This is a genomic window from Eubacterium sp. An11 (assembly GCF_002161065.1).
GTDB classification, from domain to species: Bacteria; Bacillota; Clostridia; order Lachnospirales; family Lachnospiraceae; genus Anaerobutyricum; species Anaerobutyricum faecale.
The window spans coordinates 29,576-51,093 of record NZ_NFLV01000005.1 but is presented as its reverse complement, the minus strand read 5'-3'; the positions used below and the strand labels follow the sequence as shown (position 1 = coordinate 51,093).

At 41.3% G+C, this 21,518-nt stretch carries 18 protein-coding genes; 15 read left to right on the top strand and 3 right to left on the bottom strand.

All coding sequences use genetic code 11. From position 1 onward, the window contains the following. Positions 1-232: 232 nt before the first annotated feature. A complete protein-coding gene (locus B5E53_RS05700; protein WP_162611800.1) occupies positions 233-1,708 on the bottom strand; it encodes a leucyl aminopeptidase in 1,476 nt (491 codons plus the stop codon). Positions 1,709-2,131: 423 nt separating this feature from the next. Between B5E53_RS05700 and B5E53_RS05695 the strand changes: the two genes are divergently transcribed. Together B5E53_RS05695 and B5E53_RS05690 are read left to right on the top strand one after the other, a co-directional pair. Beyond that, positions 2,132-3,502: a citrate/2-methylcitrate synthase gene (locus B5E53_RS05695; protein ID WP_087313088.1), complete on the top strand. Its 1,371-nt coding sequence runs from the start codon at positions 2,132-2,134 to the stop codon at positions 3,500-3,502. 21 nt (positions 3,503-3,523) lie between these two features. After that, the gene (locus tag B5E53_RS05690; protein ID WP_087313087.1) at positions 3,524-4,102 is read left to right on the top strand and encodes a MarR family transcriptional regulator; all 579 of its coding nucleotides are present in this window, start codon (positions 3,524-3,526) and stop codon (positions 4,100-4,102) included. Positions 4,103-4,263: 161 nt separating this feature from the next. On the opposite strand, the gene fsa is transcribed toward B5E53_RS05690, so the two are convergent. Both fsa and B5E53_RS05680 read right to left on the bottom strand, forming a co-directional pair. Further along, positions 4,264-4,917 (bottom strand): fructose-6-phosphate aldolase, encoded by a 654-nt coding sequence (fsa, locus tag B5E53_RS05685; protein WP_087313086.1) that lies wholly within the window; start codon positions 4,915-4,917, stop codon positions 4,264-4,266. Between the two features lie 227 nt (positions 4,918-5,144). Next, positions 5,145-5,939, bottom strand: a complete 795-nt coding sequence (locus B5E53_RS05680; RefSeq protein WP_087313085.1) for a MazG family protein — start codon at positions 5,937-5,939, stop codon at positions 5,145-5,147. Between the two features lie 339 nt (positions 5,940-6,278). Here B5E53_RS05680 and B5E53_RS05675 point away from each other — a divergent pair, with 339 nt between their 5' ends. The 13 genes from B5E53_RS05675 to B5E53_RS05615 all read left to right on the top strand — a co-directional run bounded on the left by B5E53_RS05675 (position 6,279) and on the right by B5E53_RS05615 (position 21,513). Beyond that, on the top strand, positions 6,279-8,069 hold the full coding sequence (locus tag B5E53_RS05675; RefSeq protein ID WP_087313084.1) for a CDP-glycerol glycerophosphotransferase family protein: 1,791 nt from the start codon (positions 6,279-6,281) through the stop codon (positions 8,067-8,069). Continuing rightward, positions 8,059-9,237 carry a hypothetical protein gene (locus tag B5E53_RS05670; RefSeq protein ID WP_087313083.1) on the top strand — a complete coding sequence of 393 codons (1,179 nt, stop codon included), beginning with the start codon at positions 8,059-8,061 and terminating at the stop codon, positions 9,235-9,237. The genes B5E53_RS05675 and B5E53_RS05670 overlap by 11 nt, the downstream gene beginning before the upstream one ends. A 211-nt stretch (positions 9,238-9,448) precedes the next feature. After that, entirely contained in the window at positions 9,449-10,336 is an 888-nt protein-coding gene (gene rfbA, locus B5E53_RS05665; RefSeq protein WP_087313082.1) for a glucose-1-phosphate thymidylyltransferase RfbA, read from the top strand. 57 nt (positions 10,337-10,393) lie between these two features. Then, on the top strand, positions 10,394-11,428 hold the full coding sequence (gene rfbB, locus B5E53_RS05660) for a dTDP-glucose 4,6-dehydratase (RefSeq protein WP_087313081.1): 1,035 nt from the start codon (positions 10,394-10,396) through the stop codon (positions 11,426-11,428). A 331-nt stretch (positions 11,429-11,759) separates the two neighbouring features. After that, a complete protein-coding gene (rfbD, locus tag B5E53_RS05655; protein ID WP_087313080.1) occupies positions 11,760-12,611 on the top strand; it encodes a dTDP-4-dehydrorhamnose reductase in 852 nt (283 codons plus the stop codon). A 64-nt stretch (positions 12,612-12,675) separates the two neighbouring features. Then, the gene (locus B5E53_RS05650; RefSeq protein WP_087313079.1) at positions 12,676-13,851 is read left to right on the top strand and encodes a DUF1972 domain-containing protein; all 1,176 of its coding nucleotides are present in this window, start codon (positions 12,676-12,678) and stop codon (positions 13,849-13,851) included. A gap of 43 nt (positions 13,852-13,894) precedes the next feature. Continuing rightward, positions 13,895-14,494, top strand: coding sequence for a dTDP-4-dehydrorhamnose 3,5-epimerase (rfbC, locus tag B5E53_RS05645; RefSeq protein ID WP_087313078.1), 600 nt, complete (start codon positions 13,895-13,897; stop codon positions 14,492-14,494). 65 nt (positions 14,495-14,559) lie between these two features. Beyond that, positions 14,560-16,056 (top strand): hypothetical protein, encoded by a 1,497-nt coding sequence (locus B5E53_RS05640; RefSeq protein WP_087313077.1) that lies wholly within the window; start codon positions 14,560-14,562, stop codon positions 16,054-16,056. Positions 16,057-16,066: 10 nt separating this feature from the next. Continuing rightward, a complete protein-coding gene (locus B5E53_RS05635; RefSeq protein ID WP_087313076.1) occupies positions 16,067-17,260 on the top strand; it encodes a glycosyltransferase family 4 protein in 1,194 nt (397 codons plus the stop codon). Positions 17,261-17,280: 20 nt separating this feature from the next. Continuing rightward, positions 17,281-18,288: a Stealth CR1 domain-containing protein gene (locus tag B5E53_RS05630; protein WP_162611799.1), complete on the top strand. Its 1,008-nt coding sequence runs from the start codon at positions 17,281-17,283 to the stop codon at positions 18,286-18,288. A gap of 16 nt (positions 18,289-18,304) precedes the next feature. Next, complete coding sequence (locus tag B5E53_RS05625; RefSeq protein ID WP_087313074.1) at positions 18,305-19,279, top strand: glycosyltransferase family 2 protein; 975 nt, start codon at positions 18,305-18,307, stop codon at positions 19,277-19,279. A 1-nt stretch (position 19,280) separates the two neighbouring features. Beyond that, positions 19,281-20,444, top strand: coding sequence for a glycosyltransferase (locus B5E53_RS05620; protein ID WP_087313073.1), 1,164 nt, complete (start codon positions 19,281-19,283; stop codon positions 20,442-20,444). Positions 20,445-20,466: 22 nt separating this feature from the next. Then, positions 20,467-21,513 (top strand): hypothetical protein, encoded by a 1,047-nt coding sequence (locus B5E53_RS05615; RefSeq protein ID WP_087313072.1) that lies wholly within the window; start codon positions 20,467-20,469, stop codon positions 21,511-21,513. The last annotated feature ends 5 nt before the right edge of the window (positions 21,514-21,518 follow it).

Here is a 21,518-nt window from a genome sequence, read left to right as displayed (position 1 = left end):
GGTTGGAAAGAACAGATAAAAGGGGGCGCGCCCGATGTCGGTAAACTGAGACATCGGACGCGCCCTTCTTTTTCATAAAAAATGTTCCTCACAGCCGGTATACAGACAGTTCTCATAGAGAAGTCTGTCTGTATACCAGGAGGTATCCTGTGCAGAAAGATTTTTAGATATCATTGAACAAACAGCAGCGGTCTGCCTGTCCTGCGCCGGACAGGCAGGAGGCACCATCTGTTTAATAGCTCTTATAAGGCTTCTCCATTAACTTTACAAACTCGTATAAAGTCATGGCAGAAACACCGGTGCCGCCTTTGGAGTAGATCTCTGTGTCGGCATCGGAGTCGGAAGTTCCGGCAATATCCATATGAATCCACGGCTTTCTCTCCACAAATTCATTGAGGAATCTGGCGGCTGCGATGGCGCCGCACTGTGTACCGCAGTTGGCGATATCAGCCACGGAAGAAACGTTCAGATCCTTGTATTCATCGTCGCCCAGCGGCATACGCCAGATATTTTCTCCGGCGAGAATGGAAGCCTGCACCAGCTTTGCGATCAGATCATCGCTGTTACTGAATACACCGGTATAGCGGCTGCCCAGAGCAACCTCGCATGCGCCTGTCAGGGTGGCCACGTCTATGATGGAAGTGGCGCCACATTCCCGGATGGCGTAGGTAATGGCGTCCGCCAGAGCCATGCGGCCCTCGGCGTCAGTGTTGACAACTTCGATATATTTCCCGTTCATGGAAGCAACGATATCTCCCGGCTTCATTGCTTTGCCGGAAACCATATTTTCACAGGCCGGAATCACGGCGGTTACATTGATGCCAAGCTTCGCCTGAGCGATGGCGCTCATAGCGGCGATAACTGCGGCAGCTCCGCCCATATCTCCGTGCATTCCCTTCATGGAGGCGGAAGGCTTCAGATTATATCCGCCGGCATCAAAACAGATACCCTTGCCGACCAGAGCGATCTTTTCTTCATCGGTGACCCGTCCGTTGTACTCCATCACGATGAACTTCGGAGCCTGCTTGGAGCCTCTGGCCACAGCAAGAAAAGCGTTCATGCCCAGAGCTTCGCAGTCCTCCCGCTCGAGAATGGTACATTTGATGTTCTGCTTCTCGCAGACTTCCTTTGCCGCGTCGGCGAGGGCAGAAGGCGTCATTACATTTGCCGGCTCGTTGACAAGATCTCTGGCCAGAGCAACGGCAGATGCCATCATATGGGAATATTGTTCTTCTTTTTTGAAAGAAGCGGAATCCACGCCGGTGAGAATGCCCAGATTCAGTTCCGGGGAATCCTTTTTATCGGAATGGTATTTATCAAAAGAGTAATCTGCGAGAAGAATGCCTCTCATGGCGGAATTCAGCCAGTAGGCCACGTCGTCGCCGATGGCGGTCATCAGCAGATTATGTCCCTTTAACTTCTTTGCCTCTTTCAGAGCAGCGCCGAACTGAAGCTGATATCTTCTCGGTGAGGCGTGCTCCGGAATACCGATAAAGATCAGGTTATAATAAGGCTGTCCCTGGTAAGAGAAATCTTTGCCCCGAAGTCCATACACCTTGCTTCCGCCAACCAGGTCGTCGTCCTGGAGAGCTTTAAAAATCTCGCTGACCTTGCCAAGTTCAATGCTCAGACGGTTTTTGTGGTTATATGTAACGAGCAATGTATCAAATTCGTAATCCTCCAGATCTACGAGACGTTGTATTTGCATTTTGATACGCTCCTTTCTTAAAAATGACATCTGTTTTTCAATGACAGGGGAATCACGGCGGGCAGGTTCGTCTTCGGAAAATAAATATGCCGCCGCAGGCGCATACTATCCCCTTTATAAAAGATAGCTATAGTATAGCACAATTGGAATTTGAAAAACAGAAAAAACTTGTACATAATACATAAATTTTTAGTGATAAGAAAACGGTTTTTGCATAAACTTTTTATAAACAGGGTAATTTTTTGGCGGTTTTATCTAAGATTGACAAGAAGAATTTTTTTCAGTATAATAATTAACATAGTTAATTAACAAGAGCAACTATTTTTGTGAAAGATTGGCGGGCGATGATTTCTTACTGCCCGCAGATCAGACAGGGAAAACTGTTTATGTATGATTTGGTTTATAGAAAGGGGACTGACAGACATGAATGAATATTCTGCAATGACACCGGAGATTCAGAAGCTGGCCGCTATTTGCATGGAGCATGGTCAGATACCAGCGGGTTTATATGATACCTATCATGTTCTCCGGGGACTCAGAGATGTGAATGGAAAAGGCGTTCTGGCGGGACTGACAGACATTTCCACCATTACCTCTTCTAAGATCGTGGACGGAAAAAGCGTTCCCTGCGAAGGTGAGCTGAGATACCGGGGTTACGATATCAAGGATCTGGTTTCCGGATTTGCCAGGGAAGAACGATTCGGTTTCGAGGAAACCGCATTCCTGATCCTGTTCGGCCGCCTGCCGGCTGCGGAAGAGCTTGCTGATTTCCAGAAACTGCTGGGAAGTTACCGAACCCTTCCGACCAACTTTGTCCGGGACGTTATCATGAAGGCGCCGAGCAAAGACATGATGAATACCCTGCAGAGAAGTATTCTGACTCTCTACAGCTACGATGATATGGCGGATAATATTCAGATTGACAATGTACTGCGCCAGTGCCTGCAGCTGATCAGCACCATGCCGATGCTGGCAGTGTACGGCTATCAGGCGTATAACCACTATGTGGAAGGCAAGAGTTTTTATCTGCATTCCGCAAAGCCGGAGCTGTCCACAGCGGAAAATATTCTCCGCCTGCTGCGTCCGAATAAGAAATATACGAATCTGGAAGCGAGAATTCTTGACATCGCCCTTGTGCTTCATATGGATCACGGCGGCGGCAATAACTCCACCTTTACAGATCACGTGGTAACCTCTTCGGGAACCGATACGTATTCCGCCATCGCCGCGTCCCTGGCATCTCTGAAAGGACCGAAGCACGGCGGCGCGAACCTGAAGGTGGTCCGCATGTTTGATGAGATGAAAGAAGAAGTCAAAGACTGGAAGGATGAGGACGAGATTAAGAATTATCTGCTTCGCCTTCTCAATAAAGAAGCCTTTGACCACAGCGGCCTCATCTACGGTATGGGACATGCCGTTTACTCCATTTCTGACCCGAGAGCGCAGATATTTAAAGGATATCTGGGTAAACTGGCTATTGAGGAAGGCTACGAAGACGAGTTCCATTTCTATGAGACCGTGGAACGCCTGGCCACAGAACTTATCACCAGCCGCCGGAAGATTTACAAAGGCGTCAGCGCCAATATTGACTTTTACAGTGGATTCATGTATCGTATGCTCGGTCTGCCGGATCAGCTTTTCACACCGATGTTCGCTGTAGCCCGTGTGGTCGGCTGGAGCGCGCACCGTATCGAGGAGCTTATGAACTGCGATAAGATCATTCGTCCGGCATACCAGAGCATTGCCGCAGAGAAAACATACGTGCCTATGTCTGAGAGAAAGGCAGAAGAGTAGAGAGCAGATCTGGGAGGAAATATGGAATTCGAAGAAGCAGGGCCATCGGAACAAAACGTACAGCAAATGCAGAGTGAAGAAGATTATCACGAACAAGAACGTTGTCAGAGGAATTGTCAGGCAGAAGACAGCGACAGCCAGACTGAACATCAGACGATCTGTACCGACGATTATAAAGAGCTGATCGTGCAGATGCGTAAATCCAGCCTTCTGTTCCAGCAGATCAGCAGTGTCCCTCTGGGGGAGCTGACCATGCTGCTGGCCATCAGCCGACAGTCGGAAAGAGTTGGCTCCGTCCGGGTCTCCGGCCTCGGAACCGCCATGAAGCTGTCCCGTCCGGCCGTCTCGCGGATGCTCCATGTCCTCGAGAAAAAGGGATACATTCAGATGAAGAACGGCGAGGAAGACCAGAGATATGTCTTTGTCTCCCTCACTGAAAAAGGACAGGAGCTTCTGCACCAGGAACTGGCCTACGGTTATCAGGTGCTCGAAAAGGTAAGAGATCGTATGGGTGACCGGTGCCTGACTGACTATCTGCATTATTGTGGAAAGTTCCATGAGATTCTGTCAGAGGAAATAACAAAGTTGAATAAGAAATAAGGAAATGCAGATTTTCCGGTGTGAAAGATATTGTCAGCAAACGGCAGGATGAAATATCGGAAAATAATAAAAAGCAGCTGCAGAAACCAGTGAAATTCCGGTCTCTGCGGCTTTCCTTGTCTGAAAATGTTTTGATCTGAAAACAAGTTATCAGGGAACCATTATTCTCCAAATACCGCGATATAATCTTTCTTGAACTTCTCAATGCCGGCGTCGGTCAGCGGATGTTTCGTCATGGTTTCGAGAACGCTGTAAGGAACTGTCGCGATATCAGCTCCTGCAAGAGCGCAGTCTGTCACATGGATCGGGTTGCGGACGCTGGCAGCGATGATTTCTGTATCGATGTCGGAAACAGCAAAAATCTCTGCGATTTCCCGGATCAAATCCACGCCGCGCACGTTGATGTCATCCAGACGTCCCAGGAACGGAGATACATAAGTAGCGCCTGCTCTGGCAGCCAGAAGTGCCTGGTTGGCGCTGAAAATCAGAGTCACATTTGTCTTGATGCCCTCTGCGCTTAATACTTTGACAGCTTTCAGTCCTTCCACAGTCATCGGAATCTTCACAACCATATTCGGGTGAATGGCAGCGATTTCCCGGCCTTCCTTGATCATGCCTTCAGCGTCTGTGGTGGTCGCCTTTACCTCACCGCTGATCGGGCCGTCCACGATGGTGGTGATCTCTTTGATAACCTCGTTGAAATCCCGGCCTTCTTTCGCGATCAAAGACGGATTGGTGGTAACGCCGCAGATAACGCCCATATCATTAGCCTTGCGGATATCCTCTACTTTTGCCGTGTCAATAAAAAACTTCATAATACAGTCCTCCTCACACATGTATTGCCCTGATGTCTGCGTCTGATTATGTAAATGGCAGGCATCGTATGTAAAAGTATCTATTGCAACATTTTCTTAGAAAAGAAAAATGAAGTTGCCATATCGTTGTGGTATTTCAGAAAACAAAGGGTGCTTACAGTATTTTGGAATGTTTACAGCAAGTGCTGCAGCACTTGTTAGAAAGAGTTCCGTTACCGGCTGCTGGTTTAATCACCGGCGGTCTCGATAAATTTCTCCGTTTCCGCCGTCAGAGCCATCTCGCTGTGAATATTGTAGAGCGCCGCCAGTTTGCTGACTGCAAATAATGTTTCCCCCAGTTTTGCAGTGAGCTGGTCTTTGTTATCGGAACTGGCAGCGGCCTGCTGTAGATTCACCACGGATTCCAGTATTTCTTTAAAAATGTCCTCTTCCCGGAAAGAAATCAGATGATTCTTTTTTGCCTTTTTTAAAACCTTCTGGCTGCGGATCAGAGCCGGAAAAGATGCCGGAACACTGGCGAGTTCCGCCGCTGCTCCGGAATGCGCTGCCGCCTGTTTGGAATTCTCCGGCCCGGTTTGTGCCGCCTGCCTGGAACTTCCCGGTTTGGATTGTGCTGCCGCCTGGGCCTCCCGGTGCTCCTGCTCCTTAATGGCCTCCCAGGCTGCCCGCCGTTCCTCGTCATTTTTGTAAGTCTCTCCGGCAAACACATGGGGATGCCGGCGGATCATTTTCTTTGTGATGCCGTCAATGACATCCTCAAGGGTAAATTCGCCCATTTCTTCGGCAATCTGGCTGTGCAGCATCACCTGCAGGAGCAGATCCCCCAGTTCCTCACACAGGTTGGCCGGATTGCCGGTGGTGGTCAGATCACTCACCGCCTGATTGACTTCATAGGCTTCTTCTATGGTATTGCCCTTCATGCTCTCGTGGGTCTGCGCCCTGTCCCAGGGACAGCCGTTCTCGCTGCGGAGAGCGGCGACCACCGCATGAAGTTCTTCAAAAGTAAATTGTCTGTCCATCATACGCTCCGTTCTGTTACGGTTTCCTGCCACAATTGCGGAAAAATAATCATATCCATTCGGACTGCAATGACAGGAAAACGATTATCTCATAAATCTTTTATGCAATGCGCTTACATTATAATTATTATACCAATACAATTAGCAAAAATCCATATACTTTTCTTGTGTTTTAGCGGGAATCTATTATAATATTTATAGCAAAGGACAAATAAATTTGTCATTTACTATAACCCTCCGGGGGATGTGCGCGATTTTTGTGAGGAAGAGTCTGCGCTTACGCGCGGCAAAAACCGTACCGGCTGCCCCCGCTGCCGGGTTTCGGAATTTTGGGAGGACCATATGAAAAAATTTAACTACCGATTAACCGTCAATATCAGCCAGAATCTCATGCAGCTGGGATTCCGCTGTCAATTGCCGGACGAAATGCAGAATAAAAAAATCCGACTGCAGGCCGTATTTGCCCAGCGTCAGGTGGACCGGCGTTTTCCCATGGACGTGCGGATTGAGGACAGCGAATCCGGTCCACAGATCATGGCGGATGCCGAGATCGAGCTGCCTTATGTCTTCCGCCAGCCGCCAAGACACAAGGTCACAGTCACCTTTGCCCTCTGGTGCGGCGTCAAAGAGTGGATTCTCGACGACCAGCCGTTCCCGGTGCAGAGGGAGCTTTTCGCCCGCCCGGAACAGAACGGAAGAAGAAATATACTGAAATTCGGCTGCTGCACCATCGGCCTGCCGTTTCTCATTGCCCGTGCCTGGTTTCAGGAGAATAAGAACCTCGCCAGAGCAGTCAAAAAAGCCAACGACACCGTATACCGCCTGAGCGGCTGCAGCTACAGCCCGAGACAACGTCACACGGACTATTTCGCGTCAAAATACGAGCAGTACGTTTCCCAGAACAAGACACTGACCGGCAACAAAGTCCTGTTTTTATCTGAGCGTCTGCCGGAAGAGGGCGGAAACCTGCAGCTGATCCGCAAAAGATTCGAAAACGACCCGGATATTGAAGTGACAGAGTTCATCAATACCCACACCGTGGACGTCCTCAAGAAGAAAGAACTCCGCGAATGCGCCAGAAAATGTGCCGAAGCCCGGGTGATTATCCTGGAAGACTTTTACCCGCAGCTCCACCGGCTGAACATCCGCCGGGAAACCAAAGTGGTGCAGCTCTGGCATGCCTGCGGCGCCTTCAAGACCTTCGGTCTCACCCGCATGGGCAAACCCGGCGGCGCGCCGCAAAGTTCCATGAACCATAGAAACTATGACTTTGTCAGCGTCAGCAGTGAGACCATCCGCGACATTTACGCGGAAGCCTTTGCTATCCCGACCAGCAAAGTCAAAGCTCTCGGCGTGCCTCGCACAGACGTCCTTTTTGACTGGCAGCGGAAAATGAAAAAAAGAGAGGAACTCTACGAAAAGTATCCGTTCCTCCGGGACCAGAAAATCATCCTCTTTGCCCCGACCTTCCGGGGCGACGGCAACAAAGATGCCTACTATCCGCAGGATGCTTTTGATATCAACGCCTTTATGGAAAAAATGCCGGAAGATACTGCCTGTATTGTCAAACACCACCCGTTCGTCCACCAGCCCCTGGACATTCCGTCCAAATGGCAGAACCGGGTGCTGGACCTTACCGGCAGGGACCACATCAACGACCTGCTGCTGATCACGGACCTGCTCATCACCGACTACAGCTCCAGCATCTTCGAGGCGGCCCTTCTGGAAGTGCCGATGCTCTTCTATGCCTTCGACAAAGAAGAATACATGGCCAGCCGGGATTTCTACTTCGCCTACGAAGAGATGGTTCCGGGCCCGGTGGAACACACCTTCGCCGGCATGACAAGAACCGCCGCCCGCATGGCGGCCGGCCGGTGGAATCCGCTGGAAGAAGAAAAGTGGATGGAGATCAAATATGAAGCGGAACAGAAGAAAACTTTCCGGCCGGAAGAGTACAGATCAAACCAGCAGGAGACCGGGCCCGGTGCCGGAAGGGAGCAGACCCAGGCGGCGCTCTCTCTGTCACAGCGGATGAATCAGTTCCGGGAAGCCTTTTTAAGCGCCCTGGACGGTCACAGTACAGACCGCATCGCCGCATATATTAAGGAGAATTATCTGGAAAATGAGAAATAGAAGGAAAGAAGATGCCGGGCTTATGAAAACAATCATAGCAATCTTAACGGGTGCAACGCTAAGAGAAACAGCCGTGGCAAAGCCGGCGGGTATCACAAAAAAACGATCAGGTATTTCCCACAGGACAGTCATCTGGTTTGCGGTACTGATTTTGGTCGTAACTGCCCTGTGCCCTCTGGAAGCAGCGCCGCTTCAGACACAGGCCAAGGCCGTCACCACGGTAAAGAAAAAGCAAAACATAAACATGAAAAAGCTCACCAAAGCTCTGAAGAGAAAAATTGCAGCCACAACCCCGGCAGAAAAGGAAGGCAGCGACCTGACGCTCCGCCATCCTGCCGCCCGCCTTACCACGGCAAGACTGCCCCAGGGGTACACCCACGATGACACCTATTATTATTACATTTCCCAGCTGGCCAACACAGGAAAACACAAAAATGACCTGCGGCTGACCCGCATAAAATACAAAGGATTCGGGAAATATACCGTAGACTATATGACCCTGAAACAATTCGGCCACGGAACCAACCTGGACTGCGTTACCGTAAACGGCGTTACCTGGCTCTGGACCGGCAGCGACCCCTCCGGCAGCAGCCAGAACACCTCAACGATTACCTGCTTTACCTACCGGGCCGGCACGACCCTGCGCCGCCATGGACAGTATACCTACCGCATTCCAATCTCCGGTTCCGGCGGCAGCCGCTACGCGGCCAACTGCTATCCCGCCATCAGCGCAGACGGCAGCCAGCTGGCCGTCCGCTTCACCAACAACGGCGGACAGCAGTTCCAGATTTACGACCTGACCGACGGCACCGCCATACATCCAAAGAAAATCAAGAAAACCGTAAGAGTAAAAAGCACCCCCGGCGACTTCCAGGGGTTTGACATCTGCGGCACAACCATATATACTTTGGAAGGCACAAGAAGCAAGAGCGAGATGCGCCAGCTGGGCAAAGCTTCCAGCTTCGCGCCAATCCGCATCCGTGCCTATAACTACAAAACAAACAGTACATACACCCGCAAAATCAAAGGCGCCAAAACCCTGAGCCACCGCGAACCGGAAGGCATCCAGGTGGCAGCGGACGGAAGCATAGAGATCATGATCGCGTCCCACTATAAAGAACTATACACCTGCGCCAACATATACCAGGTAAAGGGCGGGATGAAATAGGCAGTTTTCCATTGTCTAAAAAGAAAGAATATGATATAGTATATGAAATAAATTTGCTAAAATATGACATTTTGAGGCATGCGATCTTAGTTTAGTTAAGCGCAAAGGCTTTTTGCTTTCAACTATACGCATGTGCGACAGTTAGAAATTGACAGCAAGACTATGAAGAAAAGCATCTAAAACATCTATAATACAGGAGGAAATGTAAACTATGAAAGGTATTATCCTGGCAGGTGGATCAGGAACCAGGCTGTACCCATTGACAAAGGTGACCAGTAAACAGCTGCTTCCGATTTACGACAAGCCAATGATTTATTATCCTATGAGTGTCATGATGATGGCGGGAATCCGCGATATTCTCATTATCTCCACACCAATGGATACCCCAAGATTTGAAGCGCTTTTGGGAGACGGACATCAGTTTGGCGTCAATTTAAGCTATGCGGTACAGCCAAGCCCGGACGGCCTTGCACAGGCATTTATCATTGGAGAAGAATTTATTGGCAGTGATTCCGTTGCTATGGTGCTGGGTGATAATATTTTTCATGGACATGGCCTAAAAAAGCGCCTTCGCGCTGCGGTAGAAAGAGCGGAAAAGGATTCTGGTGCTACAGTATTTGGTTATTATGTGGACGATCCGGAACGTTTTGGTATAGTGGAATTTGATAAAGAGGGCAAGGCAATATCTATTGAAGAGAAACCGGAACATCCGAAGAGCAATTACTGTGTGACAGGATTATACTTCTATGATAATCGTGTGGTTGAGTATGCCAAAAATCTGAAGCCATCAGCACGTGGTGAGTTGGAGATTACTGATCTGAACCGGATTTATCTTGACAATCAGGAATTGCATGTGGAACTTTTAGGACAAGGATTTACCTGGCTGGATACAGGAACCCATGAGAGTCTCGTAGATGCCACGAATTTTGTGAAAACTGTGGAGCAGCATTCTCACAGAAAGATCGCCTGTCTGGAAGAACTGAGCTATATCAATGGCTGGATTGGAAAAGACGAGGTCATGGAAACCTATGAGATTATGAAGAAAAACCAGTACGGTCAGTATCTGAAAGACGTATTAGACGGAAAGTACCTGGATTAAGATTAGTTTTTATATTTGCAAAAAATAAGAGAATTAAAAATTAAAGAGGAAAGAGTTATGACAATAATTGTAACTGGCGGAGCCGGATTTATCGGAGCAAACTTTGTATATCTGGAGTTAAAAGAACATCCGGAAGACCGGATTGTGTGTATTGACAAACTTACCTACGCAGGTAATTTGGAGACATTAAAAGACGCCATGGAAAATCCGAACTTCCGTTTTGTGAAGATGGATATCTGTGACAGGGAAGCAGTATTTAAACTGTTTGAAGAAGAAAAACCGGATATTGTGGTGAACTTTGCAGCAGAAAGCCACGTGGATCGTTCCATTGAAGATCCGGGCATCTTCCTGCAGACCAACATTATCGGAACTCAGGTGATGATGGACGCCAGCCGTAAATACGGTGTGAAACGCTACCATCAGGTGTCCACAGATGAGGTATATGGCGATCTTCCTCTGGATCGCCCGGATTTATTCTTTACAGAAGAAACTCCGCTGAAAACCAGCAGCCCATACAGCTCTTCCAAAGCAGGAGCAGACCTTTTAGTAAATGCATATCATCGTACTTTTGGATTGCCAACCACTATCTCCAGATGTTCCAACAATTATGGACCATACCAGTTCCCGGAAAAGTTAATCCCGCTGATGATTGCCAATGCATTGGCAGATAAACCACTTCCGGTATATGGAGAGGGATTGAACGTTCGCGACTGGCTCTATGTGGAAGATCATTGTAAAGCCATTGATCTGATCATCCGCAAAGGAAAAGTCGGAGAAGTATACAATATCGGCGGACACAATGAGATGAAAAACATTGATATCGTAAAGATTATCTGCGAGGCTCTGGGCAAACCGGAATCTTTGATCACCCATGTCACCGACCGGAAAGGTCATGACATGCGTTATGCTATTGACCCGGCCAAGATTCACAGAGAGCTGGGCTGGCTTCCGGAGACCATGTTCAAGGATGGAATCAAAAAGACAATCCAGTGGTATCTGGACAATAAAGAATGGTGGGAAAGAATTATTTCCGGTGAATATCAGAACTATTATGCATCCATGTACGGCGAACGCTTAAAAGACGCCGAATAGACAGAAAAAATGATCGCCCTATTTTATTAAAACTATTCAGCCATGCGACTTTCAACACAAAAGATGTTGCAAGTTTATCTGCAGACATCCTTTGTGTTGAAAGACATATGGCGTTTAGCCAAAACTGAGGATTTAGCTGCGTTAGCGGCGGAAAAGCAACGTAAGCTGCGAATCCGAAGTGTATGGCTGAATAGTTGATTTTTTAAGATAGGGCTTTCGCTGTGTTCAGAGATAATTCATAAAACATTTATAATTATAAAAAGACACAATTCGAACAGAATAGTAGTATATGTTGACAGATAACAGATGTTAATAGATACAGGAGGCAGAAATGAAAGTATTTGTTACGGGCGTCAGAGGACAGCTGGGGTACGATGTAGTCAATGAGTTGGAAAAACGCGGTCATACAGCTATCGGCGTTGATATCGAAGAACTGGATATCACAGATGCCGAGGCGGTAGATAAAATGATTACAGAAACTGCACCGGATGCTGTCATTCACTGTGCAGCCTGGACAGCGGTGGATGCTGCCGAGGATAACGAAGAAAAATGTCGTCAGGTAAATGCATATGGAACAGAAAATATTGCAAAAGTCTGTAAAAAACTGGATTGCAAAATGATGTACATTTCCACAGATTATATTTTTGACGGAAAAGGGACCCGTCCATGGGAACCAGATGACCCGGTCACCACACCACTCAATGTCTATGGACAGACAAAATACGAGGGAGAGCTGGCTGTCCGCAATAACGTGGAAAAATTCTTCATTGTCCGTATTGCCTGGGTATTTGGAAAGGGCAAAAACTTCATCAAAACGATGTTGAATCTGGCAAAAACTCATGATCAACTTACGGTGGTTAACGACCAGTATGGAACTCCGACCTACACCTACGATCTGTCCAGACTGCTGGTGGATATGATCGAGACAGATAAGTATGGCAACTATCATGCCACCAACGAAGGAGGATACATCACTTGGTATGACTTCGCCTGCGAAATCTTCCGCCAGGCCGGCGTCAACATCGAAGTGGAACCGGTGAGCAGCGCCCAGTACGCAGCCAAAGCCAAACGCCCGGAGAATAGCCGGATGAATAAGCAGAAACTGGTGGACAATGGCTTTCAGCCACTGCCGGATTGGAAAGATGCGCTGAGACGGTATTTGGAGACGGTGGAAGAGGAATAGAAGCGTTAAAGTGTCATATATGCATTATAATATGAGAACAAAAGGGAAAGATTGAGGAGATTTTATGACATCAAATCAAAAACAACATGTATTTATTGTGGGATCAAAGGGAATACCGGCGGCTTATGGTGGGTTCGAAACATTTGTTGAAAAATTAACAGAATATAGAAAACAGGAGAACATTCAATACCATGTAGCTGTATTATCTGATCATACAGAAGAATATGAACATAACGGAGCCCATTGTTTTTGCATTAAAGTTCCCAATGTAGGAAGTGCTAAAGCAATTTATTATGATTGTGCAGCATTGAATTATTGTCTGAAATATTGTAAAAAGCACCCGGAAATCAGCAAACCTATTTTTTACGTGCTGGCTTGTAGAATTGGACCTTTTATTTCGCATTTTAAAAGACAGATTCGGGCTTTGGGTGGCAAATTGTATGTGAATCCGGATGGACATGAATGGAAAAGAGCAAAGTGGAATAAGGCGATTCGCAAATATTGGAAATATTCTGAATCCAAAATGGTAAAACATGCAGATTTATTGATTTGTGATAGTGTAAACATTGAAAAATATATCAAAGAAGAATATGCCAGATACAATCCGAAGACAACGTTTATTGCGTATGGTTCTGAGACGAGCAGATCCGCTTTGAAAGATGATGACAAAAAATGGGCAAGTTGGTGTAAAGAACATCATGTTAAGCCCAAAGAATATTATCTGGTTGTAGGTCGATTTGTACCGGAAAATAATTATGAAACAATGATACGGGAGTTTATGAAGGCTAAAACGGAAAAGTCCTTTGTTTTAGTTACAAATGTTACAGATAAATTCCGGGATGAATTAAAAGAGAGAACGCATTTTCAAAATGATTCACGTATTAACTTTGTAGGTACAGTTTATGATCAGGAACTTCTAAAAAAGATACGTGAAAATGCTTATGGATATTTTCATGGACATGAGGTTGGTGGGACGAATCCCAGTTTGTTAGAGGCGCTTGGTTCAACGGATTTGAATTTGCTGCTAGGTGTTGGATTTAATCGCGAGGTAGCAGGGGATGCGGCGTTATATTGGTCAAAGAAAGCTGGAAGTCTCGCAAAAATGATTGAAAAAGCAGATGAAATGACGGATGAAGAAATTCTAAGCTATGGAAAAAAAGCTAAGAGAAGAATACAGAACGCATATACTTGGGATATCATTGTAGATAAATATGAAAAAATATTTATAAAAAACAGATAATGATATATAGATAGTATAGTTATTGGTAACATGGAGGTTTATTATGGGTCAGATTAAAGTGGAAAAATGTCCAATTGAAGGATTATATGTCATTGAACCAACTGTTCATGGAGATAACAGGGGTTATTTCATGGAAACCTATAATCAAAATGATATGCATGAGGCTGGTTTGGACATGGTTTTTGTACAGGATAATCAGTCTATGAGTAAAAAGGGTGTTTTACGTGGCCTTCATTTTCAAAAAAAATATCCTCAAGGAAAATTGGTCAGAGTAATAAAAGGTATAGTTTTTGATGTTGCTGTTGATTTGAGACCAGAAAGTGAAACGTATGGTAAATGGTATGGTGTAGAATTAAGTGAAAGAAATAAAAAACAATTTTACATCAGTGAAGGGTTTGCACACGGATTTTTAGTTCTTTCAGATGAAGCAGAATTTTGCTATAAATGTACAGATTTCTACCATCCAGGCGATGAAGGTGGCCTAGCGTGGAATGATCCGGATATTGGGATAGAATGGCCACAAATGCAAGGAGAGTATAGGGGAACTTCTCGGGGGGATGGATATTCGTTAGTGGATGGAACGCCTTTGAATCTTTCCGAAAAAGATCAGCAATGGGAAACGATTCGTAAGTTGGAACTATAATGTGATAATTAAATTTATTGGAATAATAATGTTAAATTTTGGATAGATAAGTGGAGAATTGGATTATGAAAAAAGAAAAGAAAATATATGTAAAACAGCTTTTTTATGAATTATTATTAAAATGGAAACAAATAGTAGTGTGTATGATTGTTTTCGCAGTTTTAGCTAATATATTTTTTTGTATCAAATATTATATGGCAATACAGAAAACTGTAGCGGAACAACAGGAAAATACGCAGGAAATTGATATATCCAGTTATAAAGATGCCCTCAGTGAAACTGATGCAAAATTAGTAGAAGATTATTTCCAAATGTATAAGAAACATCGGGAAACCTATGATAAAATTCTTGAATATTATGATGAATCAATAAAAATCAATTTAGATCCAGGTTGTATTCCGGCAGTGAACATAGAATATAAAATTGATAATTGTGAAGAATCGGAAGATTTTGTTGACACACTGATGTTCCAGGTGGAGAATAACGCAGTTGCAAAAAAAATCATTAACGAGTTGGAATTAGATACTCAGGAATCCTATATTTGGGAATTGGTAAAATTTGAAGACATGAGAGATGCTACATCGACAACTAATAGTAATGTAGTATTGCAGGAAGAAGAGGGAAGCTCTTTTGTATTATTAGTTCAAATTCTTGCTCCTGATACAAAAACTGCTGAAGGAATGGCAAAGATTCTTAATGAAGAAGTATTGGCAAGATCAAGTGATTTAAAAGATAAATATGGTAATTTTTCCATTGAGGCCATGAAACAAATCAGTACGAGCATCGTTGACAAAGATTTAATGACACAGCAACATGACTATAGTAGCAGATTAAATAATTTGAAAACTTATTTTGAAAATTTACGTTCCTCGATGACAGAAGGACAGGAAAGTTATTTTGATGCGCTGATTGAAAATTATGAAGCGGAAGATGAAGTTGTTCCTGATAGTGATATAGTGGAAGAGGTAACTGTTGGTGAAAAGCCGGAAATGCAATATATAAATATAAAATATATTATATTGGGATTAGCTGTTGGCTTTATTTTATCTGCTGCTTATGCTTGTCTTCCATATATTTTTGGAAATAAATTAGCTGTTTTAGAAGAAGTTTCTGACTATTATGGATTATCTTTATTGGGAACAATGGAAGATGACAGGAAAAAGAAAGAGAGCAAATTGACACAAAAAATCAATTTAGTTTTTGATAGAAACAGATATAATAACACGAAAGAAGAAAAAGCACAACTGATTTGTACACAAGTATTAATGGCTTTACGAAAAGTAAAAGCCGAAAAAGTTTATTTGGCAAGTACAATAGACACAGATGAGATCAATCGTGTTGAAAGGGAAATCGTAGAAAAGTTAGGAAAGTCAGGGATAAAAGCAACTATTGGAAATATGTTGTTATATCGTCAGGATGCGTTAGAAGGATTGATGGCAGAAGAATATATAGTTATTGTAGAGAAACTGGGCAGTTCTAATTTAGAAGATATATATAAAGAAATAGAGATTTGCAATAATTATAATGTGATGCCGATTGGTGTTGTAATTGTAGAGAAGTGAAAGGTATATTATGAGAATATTAATTATTCATAACTATCATAGAACTGGATCGGCCAGCGGAGATGATCAAGTATTTAGAAAAGAAGTTGAATTATTGAAGAAACATGGGCATCAAGTTTGTACGTATACAGTTTCTAATGATGAATTTGATAAACAAAATATTTTTGGAAAATTAAAATTGACATTAGGAATGTTATGGTCAATGAAACATTATAGAAATGTAAAACGTATCATTGAAAGAAAAAAACCAGATATAGTACACATTCATACTTTTTTTCCGTTGCTTTCACCGTCTATCTTATATGCTGCGCATCAAAAAAGAGTAAAAGTTGTTGCCACACTGCATGACACCAGATTTATCTGTCCATGTGCTACATCATTAAGAAATGGGGAGATATGTAATGAGTGTGGAGATGGCCATTATTTAAGGATGGCAAGGTATAAATGTTTTAAAGATTCTAAAATTCAAAGTTTTATTGTTGCGATTATCTTTAAAATTCATAGAATTTTAAAGAGCTTTTATAAAAAAATAGATAGCTATATATGTTTGAATGATAATCAAATTGAATTGTTAAAAAACATTGGATTTGATGAAAATAAGATTTATAAGAAATATAATTTTATTCCTGATGTTAATGAGGCCATGGAGCAAATTGACGATTGCAAATTACCGGAAAGATACGTTGTATATTTTGGAAGGATAGGAGAAGAAAAGGGAATACGAACGTTAATGAGAATATGGGATGCGTTGCCTCAGATTCCACTTGTAGTTATGGGAGGTGGTCCCTTGGAAGAAAATTTTGAAAAATGGGCCAAAAAACATAAGCAAGTATATTATTTGGGATATACACCTCATGATAAGTGTATGGGGATTGTAAAAAATGCAGAATTTGTAGTATTTCCATCTATTTGGTATGAAGGATGTTCTATGGTTCAAATTGAAGCAGAGAGTAGCGGGAAAGCAATTATTGCTACAGATTTAGGTTTTTCAACAGAATCTATTCAGAATGGATATAATGGATATAGAGTGAAGTTGGGAGATATTGAAGGTTTTGTGAACTGTATTCAAGCTATGTGGGATAATCCTGAGAACTGTCAGCAAATGGGGGAAAATGCAAGGGAGGATTATTTAAATAAATATCTTCCGGAAGATAACTATATTAGATTAATGTATATATATGATAAAACACTGAGTAGTCAATAATGAAGAGTGTAGGGAGAAACATGAAAAAAAAGATGGAACAGTCAGATATTGATTTTGTATTAATATGGGTGGATGACAGCGATGTAGCATGGCAAAAAAGTAAAGCAAAATACAAAGGGGAAGCGGAAAAATTCAATATTAATAATGTACGATATCGTGATTGGGGTACATTAAAATATTGGTTTCGTGCTGTGGAGAAATATGCTCCGTGGGTTAGGAAAATTCATTTTGTGACGTGCGGACATGTCCCTAAATGGTTGAATTTAAATCATCCAAGATTAAATTTTGTGAAGCATGAGGAGTACATTCCTAAACAATATTTACCTACTTTCAGTGCAAATCCTATAGAGTTAAATTTGCATAGAATTAAAGACTTAGCAGATAAATTTGTTTTTTTTAATGATGATTATTTTATTAATGCACCTGTTCAGCCGAATGATTTTTTTATCAATGGTTTACCCTGCGATGCTGCTATATTGAATCCGCAGAATATGGATCGCTTCGGTATTCCTAATATTGTAGTAAATGATTTAGGTGTTATTGAATATTATTTTGATTTTAAAGAACAATTTAAGAAAAATATTAGCAAATGGATAAATTTGAAATATGGTAAATTATTGGTAAGGACAATGTTGTTATTACCATGGATGAAATATGTTGGATTTTATGAACCTCATTTGCCAAACTCGTTTTTAAAACAAACATATTTTGAAGTTTGGAAAAATGAAAAAGAATTACTGGAAGAAACCAGCTCGCATAAGTTTAGAGATGATAGAGATGTGAATCAATGGTTGATGAGATATTGGCAATTGGCAAAAGGTGATTTTGTCCCTAGAAATCCTAAAATAGGAAGAATGTTTAGTGTTGCGGATGGTATAATGCCGATATGCAATGCTATAAATGAGCAAAAGTATAAACTAATTTGTATTAATGATTCCGAGAAGATACAAGATATTGAAGAAATGAAGAATAAAATATTAAAAAGTTTTGATAAAAAATTAAAGAATAAATCGAGGTTCGAGTTGTGAAAAAAGGGGAAAATTCATGGTAAGTATAATTATTCCTGTATATAATTGCGAAAAATATATAGAAAAATGTATTAGTAGTATTATAAATCAAACCTATAAGGATTTCGAAGTTATTATAGTAGATGATGGATCAATAGATAATAGTCTAGAAATATGTAATAAATTAATTAAGGGTGATAAAAGATTTAAAATAACGAGACAAATAAATCAGGGTGTTTCTTGTGCTAGAAATCAAGGATTAGAATTAGCAAAGGGAGAATTTATAACGTTTATTGATAGTGATGATTGGGTAGAAAATAATTTCATTGAATGTCTACTAAAAGGTATCTTGGAAGAGCAAGCTGATATGTCTGTTTGTGGTATTATTAGAGAGTCTTTGAAAAATATAATTATAGGAAAAGAAAAATATCCTCAAGAAGTTCTTGATCAAAAGGAAGCGTTGAGTTCAGCATTAAGGATGGATGGATTTCAAGGATATCTTTGCAATAAAATGTTTCGTAGAAGTTTAATAGAAGATAACAAATTGAGATTAGATAGCGAGATTACAATTTTGGAAGATTTGTTGTTTGTTGTACAATATTTGAATGAGGCTGATAAAGTTGTGACTGTTCCCCAGGCTACATATCATTATATTGTGCATGATGACAGTGCAAGACAAGCTTGTTCTAAAGGAGAGAGTTTTAATATAAAGTGGCTTACAGAAATTAAAGCATTATCAAAAATAATAAATTATGTTGAGTATGATGAGTTAAAAAATTATGCAAAAGCTAGGAAAGTTTTATCTTGTGGATTTTATTTAAAAAGAATGTATGAATGTGGATATCATAATAAAAAAGTAGAAAAAAGGTTAAAAAAATATATTCGACAACATTTGCACATTTTATGGAAAAATGATGCGGGAAATTTTAAATGGAAGTTGACAACGATGATATGTGGATTTTCACCTAAATGTGAAAATTGTATTAATAATATTGTAAAAGGTAGTAGATAAAATGAAAAAAATAGCTATTTTAAATTATTATATGGCCTGTGGAGGAACTGAAAAAGCTATGATAGCGTTACTTAATTCCTTGGATTATAGTAAGATACAAGTTACATTGTATTTATTGTTTAAAGAAGGACCTTTATTGAATGACATACCAAAGCAAGTGGATGTTCAAGAAATAAAATTTAAGAAGAATAAGTATCGAAATTATGTAAGTGGAATTAGAGGAGCTAATATTATACAAACAAGTTGTTTGAAACTTGAAAGGAAAATATTTAAAATATTAAATCAAGTGAATTATGAAGATGGAACAATCTTTGAAGCCGTGCTAGATCAAGTGATTGTGCCGGATATAGAATTTGATCTTGTGTGTGACTTTAGTGGATATGGCCTTTTCCCTACAGTTGTAGCTGCTAAGTTATTTCGAGCAAAACGAAAATGTACATGGATTCATGGTGAAAAATGTTCTTGGTTAAAAAGAACAGAAAGATCATTAGATTATTTTGACCGGATTTTTTGCGTATCTATTTCGGCAAGAAAAAACTTTTTGAAACTATATCCGCAATTTCAAGAAAAAACAGAAGTGTTTTATAATCTTATAAATGTGTCGGAAATAAGAGATGGTGCAGAGGCGTTTGTTGTTTCAGATGTAATGGAAGAAGATAATGTACTGTTGACAGTTGGGAGAATTGTAGAGGAAAAAGGATATGATATTGCAGTCAAAACGGCCTTAAAATTAAAAGAAAAGAAAATCCCGTTTACATGGTATTTTATTGGAGATGGAAATAAAAAGGAAGAATTGCAATCTTTGATAAATAAATTTAATCTCCAAAAAGATATAATTTTGTTAGGTAGAAAGGATAATCCATATCCATATATGAAAAAATGTACATTATATGTGCAACCATCTAGAAATGAAGGATATCCTGTTGTAATCGTTGAAGCTAGAGCGTTGGGATGTGTAATTGTTGCATCAGATATTCCAAGTATAGGAGAACAAATAATAGATGGAGTGAATGGGTATCTAGTACAATTAGATGAAAAGGCGTTTGCCAATAAGATAGAAGAGCTTCTGCGAGATGAAGAGAAAAGAGAAAAGGTAAAAAAAGAATTACAAAATGAGAAGATTGATTATTCTGATAATATAAAAAAATTGTATAATTTGTTATGATTCGAATCATAGGAGGCTGTAAATGAGACAGTATTTTTTACATGTTGATGAAAAAAAAGCAAATCATGCAGGAAGCAAAGCTGTTCAAGATTCTGAAACTATTTTAAATGATTTGGGATTTAAAAAGATAAAAGCATATAGTTGTTTTTCTAAAATACGTGTAATCAGAAAGATAATAAAAGGATTGCAATTAGCAAAAATGTACTTAATTTCAAAAGGCTCAATTGTGGTTATTCAGCATCCGTATTATATGGATAACAGATACTTGAATGATCTGGAAAAATTAAAGAAAAAAAAGAAATTATATTACATTTTTATTATTCATGATTTGGAATCGATAAGAAATTTATTTGAAAACAGAGAGCTTTATCAAGAAAAAGATAAAAAAATGTTTTCGATTGCGGATATTGTAATTGCTCATAATGAAAAAATGATAAAAAAAATACAAAAAGTTTTTGGATATCCTAAAGAAAAAATGGTTTCGTTAGAAATCTTTGATTATTTATTGGGAAAAGAAACGAATATAAAATTAAATAAAAAAGGGAAAAATTATGGCGTTATGGTTGTTGGGAATTTAAACAAAAGTAAGTCGGGATATCTCTATAATGATAATTTTAAGAATGTGTCGAAAAAATTTGCTTTATATGGTCCTCAATTTGATCAAGAAAGTTTAAAGGGTGCCAGATATTATGGACAGTTTCCTCCCGAAAAAGTCGTAGAACAGTTGCAAGGTTCTTTTGGTTTGGTTTGGGATGGAAATTCACCTGACTGTTGTGAGGGAAAAATAGGAAAATATTTAATGATTAATAATCCACATAAAACCTCAATGTATTTAGCTTCCGGGTTCCCTGTTATAATATGGAAGGAAGCGGCATTAGCAGAATTTGTTGAAAAAAACCATGTTGGAATTACAGTAGATTCTCTGTGGGAAATTCCGGATATACTTAATAAAATAAGCGAAGAAGAATATGAAAATATGTTAAATAATGTAGCTAATGTTTCAAAGAAGATTACTAAAGGATATTTTTTAAGAAAAGCATTAAATCAAGCTATGAGCAAATTGAACTAGTGAGG